Origin of the sequence: Paraburkholderia sp. LEh10 (genome assembly GCF_017814945.1) — a bacterium.
GTDB lineage: Bacteria > Pseudomonadota > Gammaproteobacteria > Burkholderiales > Burkholderiaceae > Paraburkholderia.
In genome coordinates this window covers 80,313-99,706 of record NZ_JAGIPX010000015.1, presented here as the reverse complement: position 1 = coordinate 99,706, position 19,394 = coordinate 80,313, and the positions used below count along the sequence as shown (strand labels likewise).

The 19,394-nt window shown below is 62.9% G+C and carries 18 protein-coding genes and 1 pseudogene; 10 read left to right on the top strand and 9 right to left on the bottom strand.

The genetic code is table 11. The features are described from left to right. The first annotated feature begins 61 nt into the window (after positions 1–61). Together hemH and J8I87_RS15160 are read left to right on the top strand one after the other, a co-directional pair. Positions 62–1,132: a ferrochelatase gene (hemH, locus tag J8I87_RS15165; protein WP_209932267.1), complete on the top strand. Its 1,071-nt coding sequence runs from the start codon at positions 62–64 to the stop codon at positions 1,130–1,132. Positions 1,133–1,232: 100 nt separating this feature from the next. After that, on the top strand, positions 1,233–1,640 hold the full coding sequence (locus tag J8I87_RS15160) for an RNA-binding S4 domain-containing protein (RefSeq protein ID WP_209932266.1): 408 nt from the start codon (positions 1,233–1,235) through the stop codon (positions 1,638–1,640). On the opposite strand, the gene J8I87_RS15155 is transcribed toward J8I87_RS15160, so the two are convergent. Next, positions 1,612–1,773 (bottom strand): hypothetical protein, encoded by a 162-nt coding sequence (locus J8I87_RS15155; RefSeq protein WP_209932265.1) that lies wholly within the window; start codon positions 1,771–1,773, stop codon positions 1,612–1,614. The two genes, J8I87_RS15160 and J8I87_RS15155, sit on opposite strands and share 29 nt — an antisense overlap. A 344-nt stretch (positions 1,774–2,117) precedes the next feature. Between J8I87_RS15155 and grpE the strand changes: the two genes are divergently transcribed. From grpE to pabB, 5 genes are all read left to right on the top strand, one after another. Then, positions 2,118–2,729 carry a nucleotide exchange factor GrpE gene (grpE, locus tag J8I87_RS15150; protein WP_209932325.1) on the top strand — a complete coding sequence of 204 codons (612 nt, stop codon included), beginning with the start codon at positions 2,118–2,120 and terminating at the stop codon, positions 2,727–2,729. A gap of 18 nt (positions 2,730–2,747) precedes the next feature. Then, positions 2,748–3,164 carry a thioredoxin family protein gene (locus J8I87_RS15145; RefSeq protein ID WP_209932264.1) on the top strand — a complete coding sequence of 139 codons (417 nt, stop codon included), beginning with the start codon at positions 2,748–2,750 and terminating at the stop codon, positions 3,162–3,164. A gap of 171 nt (positions 3,165–3,335) precedes the next feature. Further along, positions 3,336–5,291, top strand: a complete 1,956-nt coding sequence (gene dnaK, locus J8I87_RS15140) for a molecular chaperone DnaK (protein ID WP_209932263.1) — start codon at positions 3,336–3,338, stop codon at positions 5,289–5,291. A gap of 260 nt (positions 5,292–5,551) precedes the next feature. Then, a complete protein-coding gene (dnaJ, locus tag J8I87_RS15135; RefSeq protein WP_209932262.1) occupies positions 5,552–6,685 on the top strand; it encodes a molecular chaperone DnaJ in 1,134 nt (377 codons plus the stop codon). A 24-nt stretch (positions 6,686–6,709) separates the two neighbouring features. After that, entirely contained in the window at positions 6,710–8,575 is a 1,866-nt protein-coding gene (pabB, locus tag J8I87_RS15130) for an aminodeoxychorismate synthase component I (protein ID WP_209932261.1), read from the top strand. Between the two features lie 330 nt (positions 8,576–8,905). Here pabB and panB read toward each other — a convergent pair whose 3' ends face one another. From panB to J8I87_RS15095, 7 genes are read right to left on the bottom strand one after another with little or no spacing between them, the layout of a single operon-like run. Beyond that, positions 8,906–9,721 carry a 3-methyl-2-oxobutanoate hydroxymethyltransferase gene (panB, locus tag J8I87_RS15125; RefSeq protein ID WP_209932260.1) on the bottom strand — a complete coding sequence of 272 codons (816 nt, stop codon included), beginning with the start codon at positions 9,719–9,721 and terminating at the stop codon, positions 8,906–8,908. Positions 9,722–9,764: 43 nt separating this feature from the next. Further along, positions 9,765–10,445 (bottom strand): deoxynucleoside kinase, encoded by a 681-nt coding sequence (locus J8I87_RS15120; protein ID WP_209932324.1) that lies wholly within the window; start codon positions 10,443–10,445, stop codon positions 9,765–9,767. A gap of 11 nt (positions 10,446–10,456) precedes the next feature. Further along, positions 10,457–11,026, bottom strand: a complete 570-nt coding sequence (gene folK, locus J8I87_RS15115; protein WP_209932259.1) for a 2-amino-4-hydroxy-6-hydroxymethyldihydropteridine diphosphokinase — start codon at positions 11,024–11,026, stop codon at positions 10,457–10,459. Positions 11,027–11,074: 48 nt separating this feature from the next. After that, the gene (gene pcnB / locus J8I87_RS15110) at positions 11,075–12,673 is read right to left on the bottom strand and encodes a polynucleotide adenylyltransferase PcnB (RefSeq protein WP_209932258.1); all 1,599 of its coding nucleotides are present in this window, start codon (positions 12,671–12,673) and stop codon (positions 11,075–11,077) included. Further along, positions 12,670–13,356, bottom strand: a complete 687-nt coding sequence (locus J8I87_RS15105; protein WP_209932257.1) for an HAD family phosphatase — start codon at positions 13,354–13,356, stop codon at positions 12,670–12,672. Before J8I87_RS15105 ends, pcnB begins: the two co-directional genes overlap by 4 nt. Next, positions 13,349–14,110: a DnaA regulatory inactivator Hda gene (hda, locus tag J8I87_RS15100; RefSeq protein WP_209932256.1), complete on the bottom strand. Its 762-nt coding sequence runs from the start codon at positions 14,108–14,110 to the stop codon at positions 13,349–13,351. The genes J8I87_RS15105 and hda overlap by 8 nt, the downstream gene beginning before the upstream one ends. A 44-nt stretch (positions 14,111–14,154) precedes the next feature. Beyond that, positions 14,155–15,231, bottom strand: a complete 1,077-nt coding sequence (locus J8I87_RS15095; protein ID WP_209932255.1) for an AI-2E family transporter — start codon at positions 15,229–15,231, stop codon at positions 14,155–14,157. Between the two features lie 109 nt (positions 15,232–15,340). Here J8I87_RS15095 and purM point away from each other — a divergent pair, with 109 nt between their 5' ends. From purM to J8I87_RS15080, 3 genes and pseudogenes are all read left to right on the top strand, one after another. Then, positions 15,341–16,396 (top strand): phosphoribosylformylglycinamidine cyclo-ligase, encoded by a 1,056-nt coding sequence (gene purM / locus J8I87_RS15090; protein ID WP_209932254.1) that lies wholly within the window; start codon positions 15,341–15,343, stop codon positions 16,394–16,396. Between the two features lie 1,072 nt (positions 16,397–17,468). Then, the gene (locus tag J8I87_RS15085; RefSeq protein WP_209932253.1) at positions 17,469–17,951 is read left to right on the top strand and encodes a hypothetical protein; all 483 of its coding nucleotides are present in this window, start codon (positions 17,469–17,471) and stop codon (positions 17,949–17,951) included. Beyond that, positions 17,945–18,225: pseudogene (locus tag J8I87_RS15080) on the top strand (PAAR domain-containing protein). The gene J8I87_RS15085 and the pseudogene J8I87_RS15080 overlap by 7 nt, the downstream one beginning before the upstream one ends. Before the next feature lie 210 nt (positions 18,226–18,435). Here J8I87_RS15080 and miaA read toward each other — a convergent pair. Beyond that, positions 18,436–19,389 (bottom strand): tRNA (adenosine(37)-N6)-dimethylallyltransferase MiaA, encoded by a 954-nt coding sequence (miaA, locus tag J8I87_RS15075; RefSeq protein ID WP_209932252.1) that lies wholly within the window; start codon positions 19,387–19,389, stop codon positions 18,436–18,438. Between the last annotated feature and the right edge of the window lie 5 nt (positions 19,390–19,394).

Genomic DNA, 19,394 nt, shown 5'->3' with positions numbered 1-19,394 from the left:
CCGCTATAATGGCCGTCAACCCAATGCGCGCCGTGCCTTGCGCGGCTCTTCTCAGTTACCTATGCGCTTCGACCTCGAGCGGCCCTCGCAGTCTGCTGTGGCACATCGCGTCGCCGTGCTGCTGATCAACCTCGGCACGCCCGATGCGCCGACGCCTCGCGCCGTGCGGCGTTATCTGGCGCAGTTTCTGTCCGATCCGCGCGTCGTCGAGATTCCGTCGTTGCTATGGCAAATCATCCTGCGCCTGTTGATCCTGCCGTTTCGCGGCGCGGCGTCGGCGAAAAAATACGCGGCCGTGTGGATGCCAGAGGGGTCGCCGTTGCGCGTGCATACGGAAAAGCAGGTGGAAGGGCTGCGGCATCTGCTGCAGGTGAACGATTACGCAGTGATCGTCGACTACGCGATGCGCTACGGCACACCTGGCATTCCCGCCATGCTCAACCAATTGAAGCTGGCGGGCGCCGAGCGCATCCTGCTGATGCCGATGTACCCGCAGTATTCGTCGTCGACGACGGCGACGGCGTTCGACGACGCTTTCGCCGCGCTCAAGCGGATGCGCAACCAGCCGGAAATTCGCACGGTGCGCCAGTACGCCGATCATCCTGCCTATATTGCGGCGCTGGGGGCGCAGGTGAATCACTACTGGCATGCGCATGGCCGTCCGGATTTCGCGGCGGGCGACAAACTCGTGCTGAGCTTTCACGGCGTACCCAAGCGCACTCTCGACCTGGGCGATCCCTATCACGATCAATGTCAGCAGACGGCATCGCTATTGATGCACGCGCTCGGGCTCACGCCCGTCGAATGCCGCGTGACGTTCCAGTCGCGTTTCGGCAAGGCGGAATGGCTGCAGCCTTATACGGCGCCGACGCTCAAGGAACTCGGCGCGGCAGGCGTGCAGCGCGCGGACGTATTCTGTCCGGGCTTCACAGCGGATTGTCTGGAGACGATCGAAGAAATCGGCATGGAAGTGCGTGACGAATTTATTCACGCAGGCGGGAAAGTTTTTCACGCGATTCCTTGTCTGAACGCGTCGCCCGCCTGGATTGCGGCGCTTGGCGAAATCGTCGCGCAGCATCTGCAGGGTTGGCCTGTTCAGGCCAACGCGCCGCAGAGCGCATCGGTGGCTTGAATGACGGCGGCTTCCGGCATGCAATCTGCATCCGTGTGACGGCTGACGTTTCCCGTCGCTTCCTGCATCACTTGCGCCCTGGGCGCTTGAAGAAGGACTGATGAACTACAAAATTTCTACGGAACCCGGCGCGCGTTTGCGCATCGATAAATGGCTATGGGCGGCGCGTTTCTTCAAGACGCGTTCACTGGCAGCGGATGCCGTCGACAAAGGCCGGGTGCGGATCGGCGGCGCGGCCGTCAAGCCGGCCAAGGACGTGCGGGTCAGCGATCTGGTCGAGATCGACATCGAGGGGATCGTGTGGCAGGTCGAGGTGCTCGGCGTGTGCGATGTGCGTGGCCCGGCGAGCGTCGCACAGACGCTTTATGCGGAAACCGAAGAGAGCAAGCGCAAGCGCCAGCTGGAGCACGAGCGGCGCAAGACGTATCGGGAGCCGGCCGCTGAACTGCACGGACGGCCCACCAAGCGCGACAGACGGATTATTGACAAAATTTCCAGTAGGGGTTGAACAGCTGCTCGATCGTCGCGTGAACGCCGCCGTATTCGGTCGTGTGTTCGTTGACTACCCCGGACATGCAGATGGTCGTGGTGCCCGCGATGAGTACCAATGCGACCACCGATATTGCGAAGGTCAGTTTCACGGTACTCCCTTGGAGATTACAAGCGGAAACGGGCGATTCAGCCGATGGTAAGCTGGGCGTCAGGTTAGGGTTAACGTGCCTTTTCGAACGCTTGATTAGAGTTTAGGTCAGCCGAGAAGCGCGCTCAATCTCAATATGATGGCGAACTCGAAATGCATGTCACGACGCATTTCGAGGCGTCCGCGAGGTGCAAAAAGCATCGGCGGGTGCCTTGAAATACAGCGTACGCATCCTTATTTGCTCCGTTGATGCGCGGCTGGCATGTTGTAAAGGCACAACGCCTATCGGGCGATTCGCATTACACTGCCACCGTTTTTTGGCCTTCATTTTTTGAATTCAGCGACATGGAAAACACGCAAGAGAAACCGACGAGCCAGAACCCCACGCCCGCCGACGAAGCCGCGCGCCAGGCCGCAGAGGCCGCATCTGGCGAGCCGCAGGCTCAGGGGCAGCAGCCCGAAGCGGCCGCAGCAGAGCCTGCGCAGGCGCAAGCTGCGCCGGCCGGCGTCGAAGCCGCATTGGCCGAGGCTCAGGCGAAGGTGGCCGAATTACAGGAGAGCTTCCTGCGCGCCAAAGCCGAGACAGAGAATGTTCGCCGCCGCGGCCAGGAAGACGTCGCGAAGGCGCACAAATTCGCGATCGAGAGCTTTGCCGAGCATCTGCTGCCCGTCGTCGACAGCCTCGAGGCAGCTGTTACGCACTCGAGCGACGATCTGGCCAAGGTGCGCGAGGGCGTCGAGTTGACGCTGCGGCAGCTGACGGGCGCGCTGGAGAAGGGCAAAGTTGTCGCGCTCAACCCAGTCGGCGAGAAGTTCGACCCGCACCGCCATCAGGCTATTTCGATGGTGCCGGCCGATCAGGAGCCGAACACCGTGGTCGCCGTGCTGCAAAAGGGCTACGTGATCGCCGATCGCGTTCTGCGCCCGGCGCTCGTCACGGTCGCGGCGCCCAAGTAAGCGCGAGCCTGTACGGACATGGCCGGCATCCCCGTCGACGGCACCGCGTTCGCGGTGTTCGACATGCAGGAGCTCACCGCTGATTCGTTCGACGCCGCCTTGCAGTCGGCTGGCGACGAGTTGGCCGTGGTGTTTTTCTGGGGACTCGACTGCTTCAACTGCGAGATCGCGAAAAAGGCGATGCTCGCGCAGCCGGACGCGATTCGCGCGCTCGGCCTGCGCTGGTTCCATAGCAACGTCTACGAGCATCGCGATCTCGGCCGGCGCTTCGTGCTGCACGGCGTACCGACGTGGTTCTTCTTCCACCGGGGCAAGCGGCTCGGGCGGGCGACCGGCTGGCATGGCCTCGCGCAATTCGAAGCGGCCGTTGCCGCGGCTCGTGAGAAAATCCGCGCGGCCGGCGCGGGCACGCCCGGGATAGGACGGTCGGCGTAGGCGTCGCTGGGTCGATTGAAAAAATTTAATGACCGCATCGCATTTGGGGTCTTGAAAACGATGCGGGCGCACTTATGTTGAGTGCAGGATGAAATTCAGGGCGGGGCGCCCGGTGGCCGGATGGGCCAGCCAGCGATGCCCGCAGCGATCAAAGTCAGGAGATTAGTAAAAATGGGCAAAATCATCGGCATCGACCTCGGCACCACCAACTCGTGCGTGGCGCTGATGGAAGGCAACCAGGTCAAGGTGATCGAGAACTCGGAAGGTGCTCGCACCACGCCGTCGATCATCGCCTATATGGACGACAACGAAGTGCTCGTCGGCGCACCTGCCAAGCGTCAGTCGGTCACCAACCCGAAGAACACGCTGTACGCGGTCAAGCGCCTGATCGGCCGCCGCTTCGAAGAAAAGGAAGTGCAGAAGGACATCGGCCTGATGCCGTACAAGATCGTCAAGCACGATAACGGCGACGCCTGGGTCGAAGCGCACGGGCAAAAGCTCGCGCCGTCGCAGGTGTCCGCGGAAGTGCTGCGCAAGATGAAGAAGACGGCTGAAGACTACCTTGGCGAGCCCGTCACGGAAGCCGTGATCACGGTGCCGGCGTACTTCAACGACAGCCAGCGCCAAGCCACGAAGGACGCGGGCCGCATCGCCGGTCTGGAAGTCAAGCGGATCATCAACGAACCGACGGCGGCTGCGCTCGCGTTCGGTCTGGACAAGGCCGAAAAGGGCGACCGCAAGATCGCGGTGTTCGACCTGGGCGGCGGCACGTTTGACATTTCGATCATCGAAATCGCGGACGTGGACGGCGAAAAGCAGTTCGAAGTGCTGTCGACGAACGGCGACACGTTCCTTGGCGGTGAAGACTTCGACCAGCGCATCATCGACTACATCATCGGCGAGTTCAAGAAGGAGCAGGGCGTCGATCTGTCGAAAGACGTGCTCGCGCTGCAGCGCCTGAAGGAAGCGGCCGAAAAGGCGAAGATCGAACTGTCGTCGGGTCAGCAGACGGAAATCAACCTGCCGTACATCACCGCGGACGCATCGGGTCCGAAGCACCTGAACCTGAAGATCACGCGTGCCAAGCTGGAAGCGCTGGTCGAAGATCTGATCGAGCGCACGATTGAACCGTGCCGTATCGCGATCAAGGACGCAGGCGTGAAGGTCGGCGAGATCGACGACGTGATTCTCGTCGGCGGCCAGACGCGTATGCCGAAGGTGCAGGAGAAGGTCAAGGAGTTCTTTGGCAAGGAACCGCGTCGTGACGTGAACCCGGACGAAGCCGTTGCTGTCGGCGCGGCGATCCAGGGCCAGGTGCTGTCGGGCGATCGCAAGGACGTGCTGCTGCTGGACGTGACGCCGCTGTCGCTGGGCATCGAAACGCTCGGCGGCGTGATGACGAAGATGATCAACAAGAACACCACGATCCCGACGAAGCACGCTCAGGTGTATTCGACGGCGGACGACAACCAGTCGGCCGTGACGATCAAGGTGTTCCAGGGCGAGCGCGAAATGGCGGCGGGCAACAAGTTGCTGGGCGAGTTCAACCTGGAAGGCATCCCGCCCGCACCGCGCGGCGTGCCGCAGATCGAAGTGACCTTCGACATCGACGCGAACGGCATTCTGCACGTCGGCGCGAAGGACAAGGCGACGGGCAAGGAAAACCGCATCACGATCAAGGCGAATTCGGGTCTGTCCGAAGCCGAGATCGAAAAGATGGTGAAGGACGCGGAAGCGAACGCGGAAGAAGATCACAAGCTGCGTGAACTGGCGGATGCCCGCAACCAGGGCGACGCGCTGGTCCACAGCACGAAGAAGGCGCTCACCGAGTACGGCGACAAGCTGGACGCGGGCGAGAAGGAAAAGATCGAAGCCGCGCTGAAGGACCTCGAAGAGACGCTGAAGAACAGCTCGAGCGACAAGGCCGCAATCGAAGCGAAGATCGAGACGGTTGCGACGGCGTCGCAGAAACTCGGCGAAAAGATGTACGCCGACATGCAGGCGCAAGGTGCAGCGGGCGCGGCAGGTGCGGCGGGCGCAGCGGGCGCCGAGGCGGCGGGTGGCGCGAGCCAGCAGCAGGCCGACGACGTCGTCGATGCCGAGTTCAAGGAAGTGAAGAAGGACTAAGCCGGGTTGCAGTTTGACCGCAAGGCTGCGCATCGCAATAATGCGCAGCCCGGCTGATTGAGGTTGGGCGCCTGACGATGTCTGAGCGTTCGAACCAATCCGCGCCTGGCGAGCCGTTCGGCTCTCCGGGCACATTTGTTTTATGGAGGGCGCGGCTTTTGACCCGTAATTACGGGTAAGGCCCGAGCCTTACGAGTCGCGAGACTCCAGCATTCAAGAGGAGCTGCCGCGCCGCGTTGCGTGGATGGCGTTGAACCGATATGGCGAAACGGGATTACTACGACGTTCTGGGCCTCGCAAAGAACGCGAGCGACGACGAGATCAAGAAGGCTTATCGCAAGCTCGCGATGAAGTACCACCCTGACCGCAATCCGGGCAACAAGGATGCGGAAGAGCATTTCAAGGAGGCGAAAGAGGCCTACGAGATGCTCTCGGACTCGCAGAAGCGTGCAGCGTATGACCAGTACGGCCACGCGGGCGTCGATCCGAACATGGCGGGCGCAGGCGCACAGGGTTTCGGTGGTTTTGCCGACGCGTTCGGCGATATTTTCGGCGACATTTTCGGCCAGGCGGCGGGTGGTGGTCGCGGTGGCCGCGGCGGGCCGCAGGTGTACCGCGGCGCCGACCTGCGCTACAGCATGGAAATCACGCTCGAGCAGGCCGCGCACGGCTATGACACGCAGATTCGCGTGCCGAGCTGGGTGTCGTGCGAGGTCTGCCACGGCTCGGGCGCGAAGCCGGGCACGAAGCCGGAAACCTGCCCGACGTGTAACGGCTCGGGCGCGGTGCGGATGTCGCAGGGCTTTTTCAGCATCCAGCAGACGTGTCCCAAGTGCCACGGCACGGGCACCTATATTCCTGAGCCCTGCACGCACTGCCACGGCGCAGGCAAGACCAAGGAAACCAAGACGCTGGAAGTGAAGATTCCGGCAGGCATCGACGACGGCATGCGCATCCGTTCGGCCGGCAACGGCGAGCCGGGCATCAACGGCGGTCCGTCGGGTGACCTGTACGTCGAGATCCACATCAAGGCGCACCCCGTCTTCGAGCGCGACGGCGACGACCTGCATTGCCAGATGCCGATCCCGTTCACGAAGGCGGCATTGGGCGGTGAGATCGAAGTGCCGACGCTCGCCGGACGAGCGACCTTCACGGTGCCGGAAGGCACGCAGTCGGGCAAGACGTTCCGTCTGCGCGGCAAGGGCATCAAGGGTCTGCGTTCGAGCATCGCGGGCGATCTGTACGTGCATGTGCAGGTGGAAACGCCCGTCAAGCTCACGGAGTCGCAGCGGGAGTTGCTGCAGCAGTTCGAAAAGTCGCTGGTCGAAGGTGGCGCGCGTCATAGCCCGCAGAGCAAGAGCTGGTTTGACCGCGTCAAGAGCTTTTTCGATTAACGCGCTCTGAAGTTGGCGGTATGCATGGCGGCTCACGAAACAGGTACCGTGTTCGCGTTGCTGGACGACTGCGACTCGACGGCAAGTCGGCCGTCGAGCCGGCTTTACACGGGCTTTCGGCACGAGCACGTCTGTAGCGACCGTGCTCAGCTGGATGCCGTCTGCGACGCGGCGTCGGCGGATGTCGAAAGCGGGCTGTTCGCGGTCGTGCTGGCCGACTACGAGTTTGGACAGGCCCTGCAGCAGAAGACGCAGCGCGCCAATGGCACGCTGCGTTTTTTATTGTTCGACGAGTGCCGGAAAATGTCGCGCGATAGGGTCGACGCCTGGCTTGCGCTTAACGACAGCGCAGCCGTCGAGCCTTCCGTGGCGGGCATTGGCGGGGTCCGGGCGAGCGTCGACGAGGCGCAATTCACGCAGGCCATCGGCGCGATCCACGAGGCCTTGCGTGCCGGCGACTCCTACCAGATCAACTACACTTATCGGCTGAACTTCGACGTATTCGGCACACCCGTCGCGTTGTACAGGCGGCTGCGCGCGCGGCAGTCGGTACATTATGGCGCGCTGATCGCGTTGCCCGACGACCGTTGGGTCGTGTCGTGTTCGCCGGAGCTGTTCGTCGAGAAGAAGGGTTCCGCGTTGCGCACGCGCCCCATGAAGGGCACCGCGCCGCGCGCGTCGGATGCGGCGCAAGACCGCGCGGCAGCGGATTTCCTCGCCGGCGATCCGAAGAACCGCGCGGAAAACGTGATGATCGTCGATTTGCTGCGCAACGATCTCTCGCGGATCGCCGAGACGGGCACCGTCAAGACGCCGGCGCTTTTCTCGATCGAGCCGTATCAGTCGGTGTGGCAGATGACGTCGACGGTGACGGCGACGTTGCGGGCGCGCACGTCGTTCGCCGATGTGCTGCGCGCGCTGTTTCCGTGTGGCTCGATCACGGGCGCGCCCAAGCACAAGACGATGCAGCTGATCGAGCAACTGGAATCCACGCCGCGCGGCTTGTACACGGGCGCGATCGGCTGGCTCGACACGCAACCGGATCTCGGCGAGGCGGTCGGCAAGCAGTGCGGTGATTTCTGTCTGTCGGTGGCGATCCGCACGCTGACGCTCGGTGCCCAGACTCAGGACGGAGCGCGGCGCGGAGAAATGGGCATCGGTGCGGGCATCGTGCTCGACAGCGTGGCGCAAGACGAATACGCGGAGTGCAAATTGAAAGCACGTTTCCTGACGGAAGCCGACCCGGGTTTCCAGCTATTCGAAACGATGTACGCGGCGCGTGAAGACGGCGTGCGGCACCTCGATCTTCATCTCACGAGGCTTGGACACAGTGCGCGCTGGCTGGGCTTCGCACTCGACCTGGACGGCGTGCGCGAGCAACTGGTCGCGCAATGTGCCGCGCTGCGCACGCAGGTGCCGCACCGGATGCGGCTCACGCTGGACAAGAGCGGCGCGGTGGAAATCACTTCTGCGCCGCTCGTCCCGCTGACGGAGGACGTCGTCGGCGTGCTGCTGGGCCCGGATCATGGTTTCGCGACGATGCAGGCAGGCGATCCGCTGCTGCGGCACAAGACGACGCGCCGCGCGGAATACGACCGAGGCTGGCGCGAGGCCGAAACGCACGACGCGTTCGACACATTGTTCTTCAATGATCGCGGCGAGTTGACCGAGGGCGGCAGATCAAACGTTTTCGTGCTGCTGGATGGCCGATGGTGGACACCGCCGTTGTCGTCGGGTGTGCTGCCGGGCGTGATGCGCAGTGTGCTGCTCGACGATCCCGACATGCAGGCGGGCGAGCGCGTGCTGACGCGTGACGATTTGATGAACGCGCAAGCGCTGATGCTATGCAATGCGCTGCGCGGGGCGTTGCCGGCGCGGATTGTTGCTTGAATGTTTTAGCCGGCAACGTGGAGAAACAGCATCACACCTGATCCCGGTGAAACAGCCGCCCGATCCACACGATGACGCGCGCATGCAACGCGGCATCGGAGTTGTCGGAATGGTCCGCATGATCAAATGCTCGTGACGTCGATCCCGTAGACGGGGCTCATGGTCATTTTTCCGTCGGCGCGTGGTCTCGCGCGTTGAAATCAGAACGGCGATAGGCCACGCGCATTCCACACCGAATCCGACCGATCTTAGAAATGCCGGCGCAAGCGGCCGGTCGATCCTAATCCGGGCCCAAAAAAAAGCGGCGCTATCAAGCGCCGCCAGACCCGATCAGAACGTGTGCTCAGGACCCGGGAATGTGCCGTCCTTGACGGCACGCACGTAGGCTTCGACGGCAGCCATGATGCTCGGTTGGCCCTGCATGAAATCCTTCACGAACCGCGGACGCTTGCCGGGGAAAATGCCCAGCATGTCGTGCAGCACCAGCACCTGACCCGAACACTCGACGCCTGCGCCGATGCCTATCGTCGGAATGCGCAGTTGCTTCGTCACCTCGGCGGCGAGCAGCGTCGGCATCGCTTCCATCACGAGCAGTTGCGCGCCTGCGTCCTGCATCGCGCGCGAATCCCGCAGCAGCTGGCTCGCGCCCGCTTCCGTCTTGCCTTGCACCTTGAAGCCGCCGAACGCGTGCACCGATTGCGGCGTGAGCCCGACGTGCGCGCACACGGGCACCGAGCGGTCGACGAGAAAGCGCACCGTGTCCGCCAGCCATTCGCCGCCTTCGAGCTTCACCATCTGTGCGCCCGCCTGCATCAGCTTGACGGAACTCGCGAACGCATCGGCGGGCGTGCCGTAGGTGCCGAACGGCAGGTCCGCGACGATCAGCGCCGACGGCTTCGCGCGCGCGACACAGGCGGTGTGATAGGCGATGTCGTCGAGCATGACGGGCAGCGTCGTGCTCTGGCCTTGCAGCACGTTGCCGAGCGAATCGCCGATCAGCAGCGAGTCCACGCCCGCGCGATCGAGCAGCGCCGCGAAGCTCGCGTCGTAGCACGTGAGCATCACGATTTTCTCGCCGGCTTCGCGCATCGCCTGGAGTTTCGGGACCGTGACGGCGCTACGGCTCGTCTCCTGCAAATAGCTCATGAGTCAATCCGTTGGAAGGGAGGCAGCACGCTACAGCCAATCGCTACAGCGCGCTGCCTTTGACAAAGAATTCCTTGCGCCCGCGCATCGTTTCGATGCGTTCGACGAGCAAAGCAAGGTCCGCGTCGGAATCGAGCGGATTCAGGTGTTCGGCGCTGACGGTGAGAACGGGCGCGCCGTCGTAGTGATAGAAGAACTCGTTGTACGCGTCGCATAGCGCGCGCAGGTAAGCGTCCGAGATCTGCAGCTCCATCGGCACCGCGCGCTTCTGGATCCGCGAAAACAGCACTTCGGGGCTCGCCTGCAAATAGATGATCAGATCGGGCGACGGCCCGGGCACATCGAGCTTTGCCGCGAGCGCGCGATACAACTGGTATTCGTCGTCGTGCAACGTGAGCCGCGCGAAGATGTCGTTCTTCTGCGTCATGAAATCGGTGATGAGCGGCGTGCCTGCCGTGCGCAGCGCGTTGATGTCCTGAACCTGCTGCGCGCGCTGTAACGCGAACGAGAGCTGCGCGGGCAGCGCATGGCGCGACGTGTCGCGATAGAAGCGTTCGAGAAACGGATTCTCCTGCGGGCGCTCGAACAGCTCGTGCATCGACCAGCGTTGCGCAAGGCGCCGCGCAAGCGACGTCTTGCCGACGCCGATCGGCCCTTCGATCGTCAGATAGCCGTGCGGCGGACGCAGGTCGGGCGCCGTGACGGTGAGCGGCGGGGCGGTCATCGGCAGCGAATTCATCGGCAACCGCCCTTGGGGGTGTCGCGCGCTTCGCGTTCAGCGCCTGTTTCCACATGCGCCGCCGCATTCGCCATCGGACATTGACACGATGACTTCACCATTTCGATACGCTGATCCGCGACAGCGGCGAGGAACGCATCCGCGCGGCCGCGTTGCGGAATGATCAGTGTGGGTTCGATCTCGACGAGCGGCACGAGCACGAAGGCACGCTCGGTCATGCGCGGATGCGGCACGATCAGGTCCGGTTCGTCGATCGCGTGTTCGCCGTACAGCAGAATGTCGAGGTCGAGTGTGCGCGGAGCGTTGCGAAAGGGCCGCTCCCGGCCGAACTGATGCTCGATCTTGTGACACAACGCGAGCAGATGCCGCACGGGCATCGTCGTTTCGAGCTTCACGACGAGATTCAGATAGTCGTCGCCGCCCGCGTCGATCGGGGCGGTTCGATAGAAGCTCGATTTCGCGAGCACGGTGACGGTGTGCTGTTGTGCGAGGCACACCACCGCGTCTTTCAGGGTCTGGCGCGCGTCCCCGAGATTCGCGCCGAGGCCCAGATAGGCAACCGTCATGGCATCAGTTCCTGCAACGTGCGTTCGGCGGCGCGCGCCGGAACTGCGTCAGTCGTCATGCGGGCCGTCGAGGCTCGCATCGTTCGCTGCGCGGTTTCCTGAAGCCGTGCCGCCCTCCATTCCGTCGCCCTGTTTGCTGCGGTTCCGGCCGCTGCTGCGCCGCCGTCGTTTTCTGGGCGTCCGGTCCTTCCCGCCTTGCGAAAGCAGTGCTTCGCGCGCGGCGGCGTCTGCGTCGATGAACTCCGTCCACCACGAACCGACCGACTCATCCAGTTCGCCCGATTCGCAGCGCAACAGGAGGAAATCATACCCCGCTCTAAATCTTTGGTGTTCCAGCAGCTTCAGCGCGCTGCGGCCCGAGCGCTTTTCGAGGCGATGCTGAAGACCCCAGATCTCGCGCATGTCCGACGAGAAGCGCTTGTGGATCGCAAGCTTTTCGGTCTGCATGTCGAGCACGTCGTCCATCGCGCGATGCAGCGCGGGCACGGGATACTCGTCATTCGACTGATACTGCTGCCAGCGCTGCTGGACGTCGTGCCACAGCAACGTGGCGAACAGGAAGCCAGGCGAAACCGGCTTGCCAGCCATCACGCGTGCGTCGGTATTGCTCAGCGCAAGCGTGATGAAGCGCTCGCCGTGCGGCTGTTCGAGCACGACGTCGAGCAGCGGCAGCAGGCCGTGATGCAAACCTTCCTTGCGCAGCCGCTGCAGGCACGCGAGCGCGTGGCCCGACAGCAGCAGCTTGAGCATCTCGTCGAACAGACGCGCGGCGGGCACGTTGTTGATCAGATCGGCGAGTTCGGTGATCGGCGCGCGCGTCGCTTCGTCGATTTCGAAGCCAAGCTTCGCGGCGAAGCGCACGACCCGCAGCATCCGCACCGGGTCTTCGCGATAGCGCGTGGCCGGGTCGCCGATCATGCGCAACACGCGCGCACGCACATCGGCCATCCCATTGTGATAGTCGAGCACCGTCTGCGTGGCGGGGTCGTAATACATCGCGTTGACGGTGAAGTCGCGGCGCGTCGCGTCCTCGTGCTGCTCGCCCCAGACGTTGTCGCGCAACACGCGGCCGCTTGCATCGACGGCGTGTGTGCGGCGGTCCAGCTCGTCGCGTTTCAGACGCTTCGGCGGCGCGGCATCGGCGGGCGGCGCGGGCGGTGCATCCACGAGCGCGCGGAACGTAGATGTTTCGATGATCTCCTGGCCGAACTGCACATGCACGATCTGAAAGCGCCGGCCGATGATGCGCGCGCGGCGGAACAGCTTCTGCACCTGTTCCGGCGTGGCGTCGGTGGCGACGTCGAAGTCTTTCGGGGCGATGCCGAGCAGCAGATCGCGCACTGCTCCGCCCACGATGAACGCGCGAAAGCCCGCCTGTTGCAGGCCTTCCGTGACGCGTATCGCGTTGCGGGAAATCAGCGACGGGTCGATGCCGTGAATATCGGAAGAGATGATGACGGGCGCATCGGGCTCGCGCACGGCGGTTGGCGCGGCCGGCTTGCGGCGCGAGCGGCTCGCGGCGCCCTTGGTGGGCGTATGGGTCGAGCGGCCAGCATGCGCGTGTTCGTCGGCTTCGGCGGACGGCGCGGGCTCGTCAGCGGGGTCCGCGTCCTGTCCGAACAGCTTGCGAATGAGTTTCTTGATCACGAGGGTTGAAAGAGTTCGAGGATGCGCCAGCCTTGCTTTTGCGCATGGGCGCGCAACGTGTCGTCTGGGTTGGTCGCGATCGGGTCGGTGACCTTTTCGAGCAGCGGGATGTCGTTGTGCGAATCGCTGTAGAAATAGCTGCGCTCGAAGTCCGACCATGTCTTGCCCAGCGACGCGAGCCATTCCTCCGTGCGCACGATCTTGCCTTCGCGGTAGCTCGGCGTGCCTTTCGGAAGGCCCGTGTAGGCCGATGCCGGATGGCCGTCGATCGTCTCCACTTCGCACGCGATCAGTTTCTCGACGCCGAATGCTTCAGCGATGGGCGCCGTGATGAACTCGTTGGTCGCGGTGACCATGCAGCACAGGTCGCCCGCGTCGCGGTGCTTGCGCACCAGTTCCATCGCGGCGGGAACGATCGCGGGCTTGATCACTTCGTGCATGTACTGGTCGTGCCAGTCTTTCAGCTGCGAGCGAGGATACTTTGCAAGCGGCGTCAGCATCGCGACGAGATACGCGTGGATGTCCAGCTTGCCGGCCTTGTAGTCGGCAAAGAAGCGATCGTTTTCACGCGCAAAACTCTCGGCATCGACGATGCCGAGTTTCACCATGAAGCGGCCCCATTCGTGGTCGCTGTCGGTGGGAATGAGCGTGTGATCGAGGTCGAAGAGAGCGAGGTTAGCCATGGGGGACTATTTTACTTGAAGCGGATGACGAGGCTTGTAGCGCCGCGCGGCGTGGGCCGTCGGCACTGTCCGGCGAGGCGAGCATCGTGCGCAGCAGCGGCAGCGTGACGGCGCGTTTCTGTTCGAGCGAAAAGCGGTCGAGTGCGTCGAGCAGCGCCATCAGACTCGGCATGTCGCGGCGGAAATGCGTGAGCAGATAGGCGGGTACGTCGTCGGCGAGATTGATGCCGCGCTCGCGCGCCGCGCGCTTGAGCACGGCTGCCTTGCCGTCGTCGGCGAGCGGCGCGACATGGAACACGAGGCCCCAGCCGAGCCGCGTGCGCAGGTCTTCGCGCACGTCGAGACCCATCGGCGCGGCGTTGCCCGTGGCGACGAGCGCGCTCGTCGGATGGGCGCGCACTTCGTTGAACAGGTTGAAGAGCGCGATCTGCTGAGCGCCGGACAGACGGTCGCAATCGTCGATTGCGTACAGCGCGACGGCGGGATCGAACGCGAACGCCGCGAGGCTGCTCTGCGGACCGGCGAAGCGCGCGTGTCCCGGCGGCGCTTCATGCACGAGCGCCTCCAGCAGATGCGTGCGGCCGCTGCCCGTCTCGCCCCAGACATAGAACGTGCGGTCCGCGACGGGGCCAGCCGCGAGCGCCGCGTCCAGTTCGCGCAGACGCGTAACCAGCTCGGCGTTGGCGCCGGCGAAGAAGTTGTCAAATGTCGATGGCGGTGGGGTGCCGAGATCGAGCGTCAGTTGGCGCGACACGATAGATAAGCCGTTAATAAACCCTAATCAGACCCAATATGCGATCAGTTCCTGTAAAGCGAGCTCGACAGATAGCCCTGCCGCAGCTCGCGAAACGCGACCGAGAGGATCGCGCTCACGGGCAGCGCGAGCAGCACGCCGAAAAAGCCGAACAGCTGGCCGAACGCGAGCAGCGCGAAGATCACCGCAAGCGGATGCAAGCCGATCCGTTCGCCGACGAGCCGCGGCGTCAGGAAGAAGCTTTCGAGTATCTGGCCGATACCGTAGATCACCGCGACGGCGCCGAAGCCGTACCAGTTGCCGAACTGCAGCAGCGCGGCGAGGAGCGCGAGCGCAAGGCCTGTCGCGAATCCGATATACGGAATGAACACCGCGAGCCCCGTGAAGATACCCACGGGCAACGCGATCTCGAACCCGGCGATATACAGCGCGATCGCGTAGAACACGGCGAGCACAGCCATCACGAGCACCTGGCCGCGCAGGTATTGCGACAGCATGTGATCCATGTCGCGCGCGAGGTGGATCGTCTTCGCGAACCAGCGGCGCGGGATGAAGCCACGCACGCGCGCGAGCATCGAGTTCCAGTCGTACAGCAGATAGAACAGCACGAGCGGCACCATCACGACATTGCCGACGACGGTGATCATCACGTTCGAGCTGGTTCGAATCGACGTCCACGCATACAGCGCGACGGTTTGCGCGCTGCCTTCGAGCTGGCTCATCACCATATCGCGGATGCTGGCGAAATCGAGCGGGTCGGCGAGGCCGAGCATCGCGAGCTTCGGCTGCAGCCAGCCGTGCAGATGTGAGAAGAACGCGGGCACCTGCTGTTTGAGCTGCGGCACTTCCTTCTGCACAACGCCCAGCACGAGCAGTCCCAAGGCCGTGACGATCAGCACGAAATACAGGATCATCAGCAGCGCGGCGACCCCGCGCGGCACGCGATGGCGAGTCATCCACGCGACGCCCGGCTGCAGGATGTAAGCGAGGATCGCGCCCAGCAGGAACGGGGTGAGCACCGGACTCAACAGCCAGAGCAGAATGCCGACGGCTAGCGCAATGGCAAGCCAGATAAAGGCTCGGCGCTGATACGGCGTGAGGATCGGACTGTTTTGCTGCAAAGCGGGTTTCCCAGGTGTCGTGTCGTCGGAGGAGGTGGCGTCTCAAATTCCAGCCACACGGCCGGCATCGGGTAAAATCACATTTTACCGACCTTCTCGCTCTCCCCTCATGAATCAACCGAAATCCGCCTCAGACGCCCAAGGTTTGTCGTATCGCGACGCGGGCGTGGACATCGATGCGGGCGATGCCCTCGTCGACGCGATCAAGCCCTTTGCCAAGAAGACGCTGCGCGACGGCGTGCTGGGCGGCATCGGCGGTTTCGGCGCGCTGTTCGAGGTGCCGAAGAAGTACAAGGAGCCGGTGCTCGTGTCGGGCACGGACGGCGTCGGCACGAAGCTGAAGCTCGCGTTCCAGCTGAACCGGCACGACACCGTCGGCCAGGATCTGGTGGCGATGAGCGTCAACGACATTCTGGTGCAGGGCGCGGAACCGCTCTTCTTCCTCGATTATTTCGCGTGCGGCAAGCTCGAGGTCGGCACGGCGGCGACCGTCGTCAAGGGCATCGCGCAGGGCTGCGAATTCGCCGGCTGCGCGCTGATCGGCGGCGAAACGGCGGAAATGCCGGGCATGTATCCGGACGGCGAATACGACCTTGCGGGATTCGCCGTCGGCGCGGTCGAAAAGAGCAAGATCATCGACGGCAGCAAGATCGTGCCGGGCGACGTCGTGCTGGGACTCGCGTCGAGCGGCATTCATTCGAACGGTTTTTCGCTGGTGCGCAAGATCATCGAGCGCGCGCAGCCGGATCTGAACGCCGACTTCGACGGCCGCACGCTCGCCGACGCGCTGATGGCGCCGACGCGCATCTACGTGAAGCCGCTGCTCGCGCTGATGGCGCAGCTCGAAGTGAAGGGAATGGCGCACATCACGGGCGGCGGTCTGGTGGAAAACATTCCGCGCGTGCTGAAGGAAGGCCTGACGGCCGAGCTCGATCACCGCGCATGGCCGCTGCCGCCGCTGTTTGTGTGGCTGCAGAAGCACGGCGGGGTTGCGGATGCCGAGATGCATCGCGTGTTCAACTGTGGCATCGGCATGGCGGTGGTCGTGTCTGCTGCTGACGCGGACAAGGCGATTGGGTTGTTGTCCGCCGCAGGCGAGCAGGTTTGGAAGATTGGCGCCGTGCGCGAAAGCAACGAAGGCGAAGCGCAGACTGTCGTGGTTTGAGTCTTTGCGCTGCGGGCGCTGCGTTGAGAAGAAGCCGTCCGGCGGAGAGCCTGGACGGCTTTGTTTTTGGGGCAAGGGGTTGTTTGCTTTGGCGTGCGCGGGCAAGGTGCGCCACCGCGTTGCGTATGCTCCCCGTCAACGAGAAAATCTCTCATGTAATCGCACGGCCATAGAATGGTGGTTACCTTCAACGGGCCGCCACGAGCGGTTTTTTTCACTGGCATGAGCCGCTGCGCGTTACTGAGGATCGACGCACAAGCTGCACAGCTCCCGGAACGGCCGTTGCTTGTCCTCGTAGCCCTGCAATGCGCCACATGGACCATGTGACGCGACTGCACCGCCTTGTTCCAAGTGCCTGCGCTTCCTCGGGCGTTGGAATCCAGGTAGACACTGCGGCGTTTGCCGGGCTTTCGCAGATGAGGCCATCCATGGCCAGTTTCGCGGCAATCGAGTGAACGCAGCGTCTGTCCAAGCCGCTGCTACAGCATGCCCGATGTGTACCTGACGCCGGGTTTCATCGTGACGCGCGGCCGCTTTTTCCCTTGCGCAACCTTAGCTGAGGCGGACCGTTCCAGCCGCGTTGCCGCTCCTTTATCGAAGGGGGCGGCCCAGGCCTGACCGCGTTCTGGATCGATGTGAAGACCACATCCTGCACCTCGGCAGATTGTGTCAGCCTTTTGCTGTTTGAATTCAACGGAGCCGGGACAGTGCGCAACCCGGCATGACCGCAGTCGTTCTGCCATCTCGGATCGGGTGACGCTAACAGATATCTCGCGGGTACTATTGCGGAAGACGATACCTATTCGGAAGCGAAGCCTCATCATCCAAAAAGATTGATTGCCAGGGGCGCAAAGACGCTTTTGACCGCCCAAGTCGGTGCGGCGGACGCCAAAAAGCGAGCGGATCAAAACGGCGGAAAATATGTAAAAGCCCATCGAATTGGTTAAATAATCTGATTGATGCAGGTGTCAACTTCAAAAATTTCGCCTGTAAAATTGGATGACGCTCGTTCACTTTCGGATATCGTCACAGCGGTTGGTGGAATTAATCCAAATTTTGAGGATAAAAAGCAATGAAGAAGCTGGTGCTGTTTGTTTGTTTGACGATGTCTTTCTCGTGCCTGTTTGCGCAGACATCGGGGTCAAGCGGAGAGTCAATAGCAACTGCTGCCGGGTTTCTGACTATAACGAAACTCAACTCCTCGAAACCAGGGGATGGTGGTGCGTTTGCTGTGAGGCTAAATGGGAAGGATTTTGATGTTTTATACGGGGTAAAGTATGTTTATTTTGCGGACGTAAAAAAAGAAGTGGCATCGAGAATTATCGTGGAAGATTATATTGGAGGGTTTTCAACCCCTCCAGTCTTATTGCTTTACGATTTCTTGGGCAAAACACCTCGTGTCTTTAACGTTAGCGATAGTTTGGACGTTGCGCAGGTTTGCTGGTCGACTAAATCAGTTTTCTTGCAGTCGAATGATCGATGGTATGAATTTCGTGGGACTCACTTGGTACGGAGGCAACCGGCGAAGAACTGTGATTCGAGAGGGCAATCGTGAATCTCATCCGTCTCGGCGACACCACCGACCACGGCGGCGAAGTCATTACCGCCTCCGGAACCATGCGCTATGGACGCGGTATCCGCAGCATCCGGACATCAAACCCAATCTGATCGTCGAGGGCGATGAAACGATGTGCGATGCGGGGATTCCCGTCGCACGTCACGGGCATCATGCGACGTGTGGCCGCCGGGTGATTTCGAGTGCAGCCGGACAAGGCGGGCGGCGCCAATTATCTTGGCCGGTCGTTAACGATTGTTTTGGCCGGTGGTGAGGAGTCGCAGGCCGCCCGTTGCGCCACCACTGCATGCGTTAAGACCGCCGCTCCGCTCCGCGTGTCGATGCCGATGCCATTCGAAACGCCGTCGTAACGCCAAAGGCAAAGGCGCCGCCGCCCGCGATGCTGAACAGCGCCGCATCGATTACGATGGTTCGCATCCGGGGTTTAACAAGCTCAGATCACGCGTCACCAGCAACCCGACTCTCAACCACCGACAACGCGCTGAATAGCCTGCAACGCCCGCACCCCAACATCGCTCGCGCAGCAGTCAACCACGATACGCTCCGGCATCGCGCGCAGCCACGTCAGCTGACGCTTGCACAGTTGCCGCGTCGCGAAGACGCCCTTATCCCGCATCGTCTCGTAGTCGGTTTCACCGTCGAGGTATTCCCAAGCCTGCCTGTATCCTACGCAGCGCATCGACGGCAAGCCCGGATGCAGATCGCCGCGCGCGCGCAAGCGCTTCACCTCATCGATAAAGCCGTGCGCGAGCATTGCGTCGAAGCGCCGTGCGATACGCGCATGCAGCACGCTGCGATCCGATGGCTCCAGCGCGATCGGCACGAAATGATAACGCCGCGCCGCGTCGTCTTTCCGCGCGGGCGCGGCGAGCAGAACCGACATCGGCTGCCCCGTCAGCATGAACACTTCGAGCGCGCGCTGGATGCGCTGCGAATCGTTCGGCGCAAGGCGCGCGGCCGTCGCGGGATCGACCGCGGCAAGGCGCGCGTGCAGCGCGGGCCAGCCTTCGCGCGCGGCATCGGCGTCGAGCATGGCACGCACGTCGGGATCGGCGGCGGGTAGATCGTTCAGACCTTGCGTCAACGCCTTGTAGTACAGCATCGTGCCGCCGACCAGCAGTGGTATGCGCCCGCGCTCAACGATCTCGCCGACGATGCGCAGCGCGTCCGCGCGGAAATCGGCGGCGGAGTAGGCGTCGGCGGGATCGACGATGTCGATCAGATGATGCGGCGCGACCGCGCGTTCTTCAGACGAAGGCTTCGCGGTGCCGATGTCCATCTCGCGATAGACGAGCGCCGAGTCGACGCTGACGATTTCGACAGCCGCGCGCGCGGCGAACGCGAGCGCGGCGGCCGTCTTGCCGGATGCCGTCGGACCGAGCAGACAGGCGACGGGTTGGGGTGCGTGCTGCGTCATGAGAA

Bases quoted from the DNA above. Each gene is read 5' to 3' on its own strand.
- hemH (WP_209932267.1), top strand. From the start codon at position 62: ATGCGCTTCGACCTCGAGCGGCCCTCGCAGTCTGCTGTGGCACATCGC.
- J8I87_RS15160 (WP_209932266.1), top strand. From the start codon at position 1,233: ATGAACTACAAAATTTCTACGGAACCCGGCGCGCGTTTGCGCATCGAT.
- grpE (WP_209932325.1), top strand. From the start codon at position 2,118: ATGGAAAACACGCAAGAGAAACCGACGAGCCAGAACCCCACGCCCGCC.
- J8I87_RS15145 (WP_209932264.1), top strand. From the start codon at position 2,748: ATGGCCGGCATCCCCGTCGACGGCACCGCGTTCGCGGTGTTCGACATG.
- dnaK (WP_209932263.1), top strand. From the start codon at position 3,336: ATGGGCAAAATCATCGGCATCGACCTCGGCACCACCAACTCGTGCGTG.
- dnaJ (WP_209932262.1), top strand. From the start codon at position 5,552: ATGGCGAAACGGGATTACTACGACGTTCTGGGCCTCGCAAAGAACGCG.
- pabB (WP_209932261.1), top strand. From the start codon at position 6,710: ATGGCGGCTCACGAAACAGGTACCGTGTTCGCGTTGCTGGACGACTGC.
- panB (WP_209932260.1), bottom strand. From the start codon at position 9,721: ATGAGCTATTTGCAGGAGACGAGCCGTAGCGCCGTCACGGTCCCGAAA.
- J8I87_RS15120 (WP_209932324.1), bottom strand. From the start codon at position 10,445: ATGACCGCCCCGCCGCTCACCGTCACGGCGCCCGACCTGCGTCCGCCG.
- folK (WP_209932259.1), bottom strand. From the start codon at position 11,026: ATGACGGTTGCCTATCTGGGCCTCGGCGCGAATCTCGGGGACGCGCGC.
- J8I87_RS15105 (WP_209932257.1), bottom strand. From the start codon at position 13,356: ATGGCTAACCTCGCTCTCTTCGACCTCGATCACACGCTCATTCCCACC.
- purM (WP_209932254.1), top strand. From the start codon at position 15,341: ATGAATCAACCGAAATCCGCCTCAGACGCCCAAGGTTTGTCGTATCGC.
- J8I87_RS15085 (WP_209932253.1), top strand. From the start codon at position 17,469: ATGAAGAAGCTGGTGCTGTTTGTTTGTTTGACGATGTCTTTCTCGTGC.
- miaA (WP_209932252.1), bottom strand. From the start codon at position 19,389: ATGACGCAGCACGCACCCCAACCCGTCGCCTGTCTGCTCGGTCCGACG.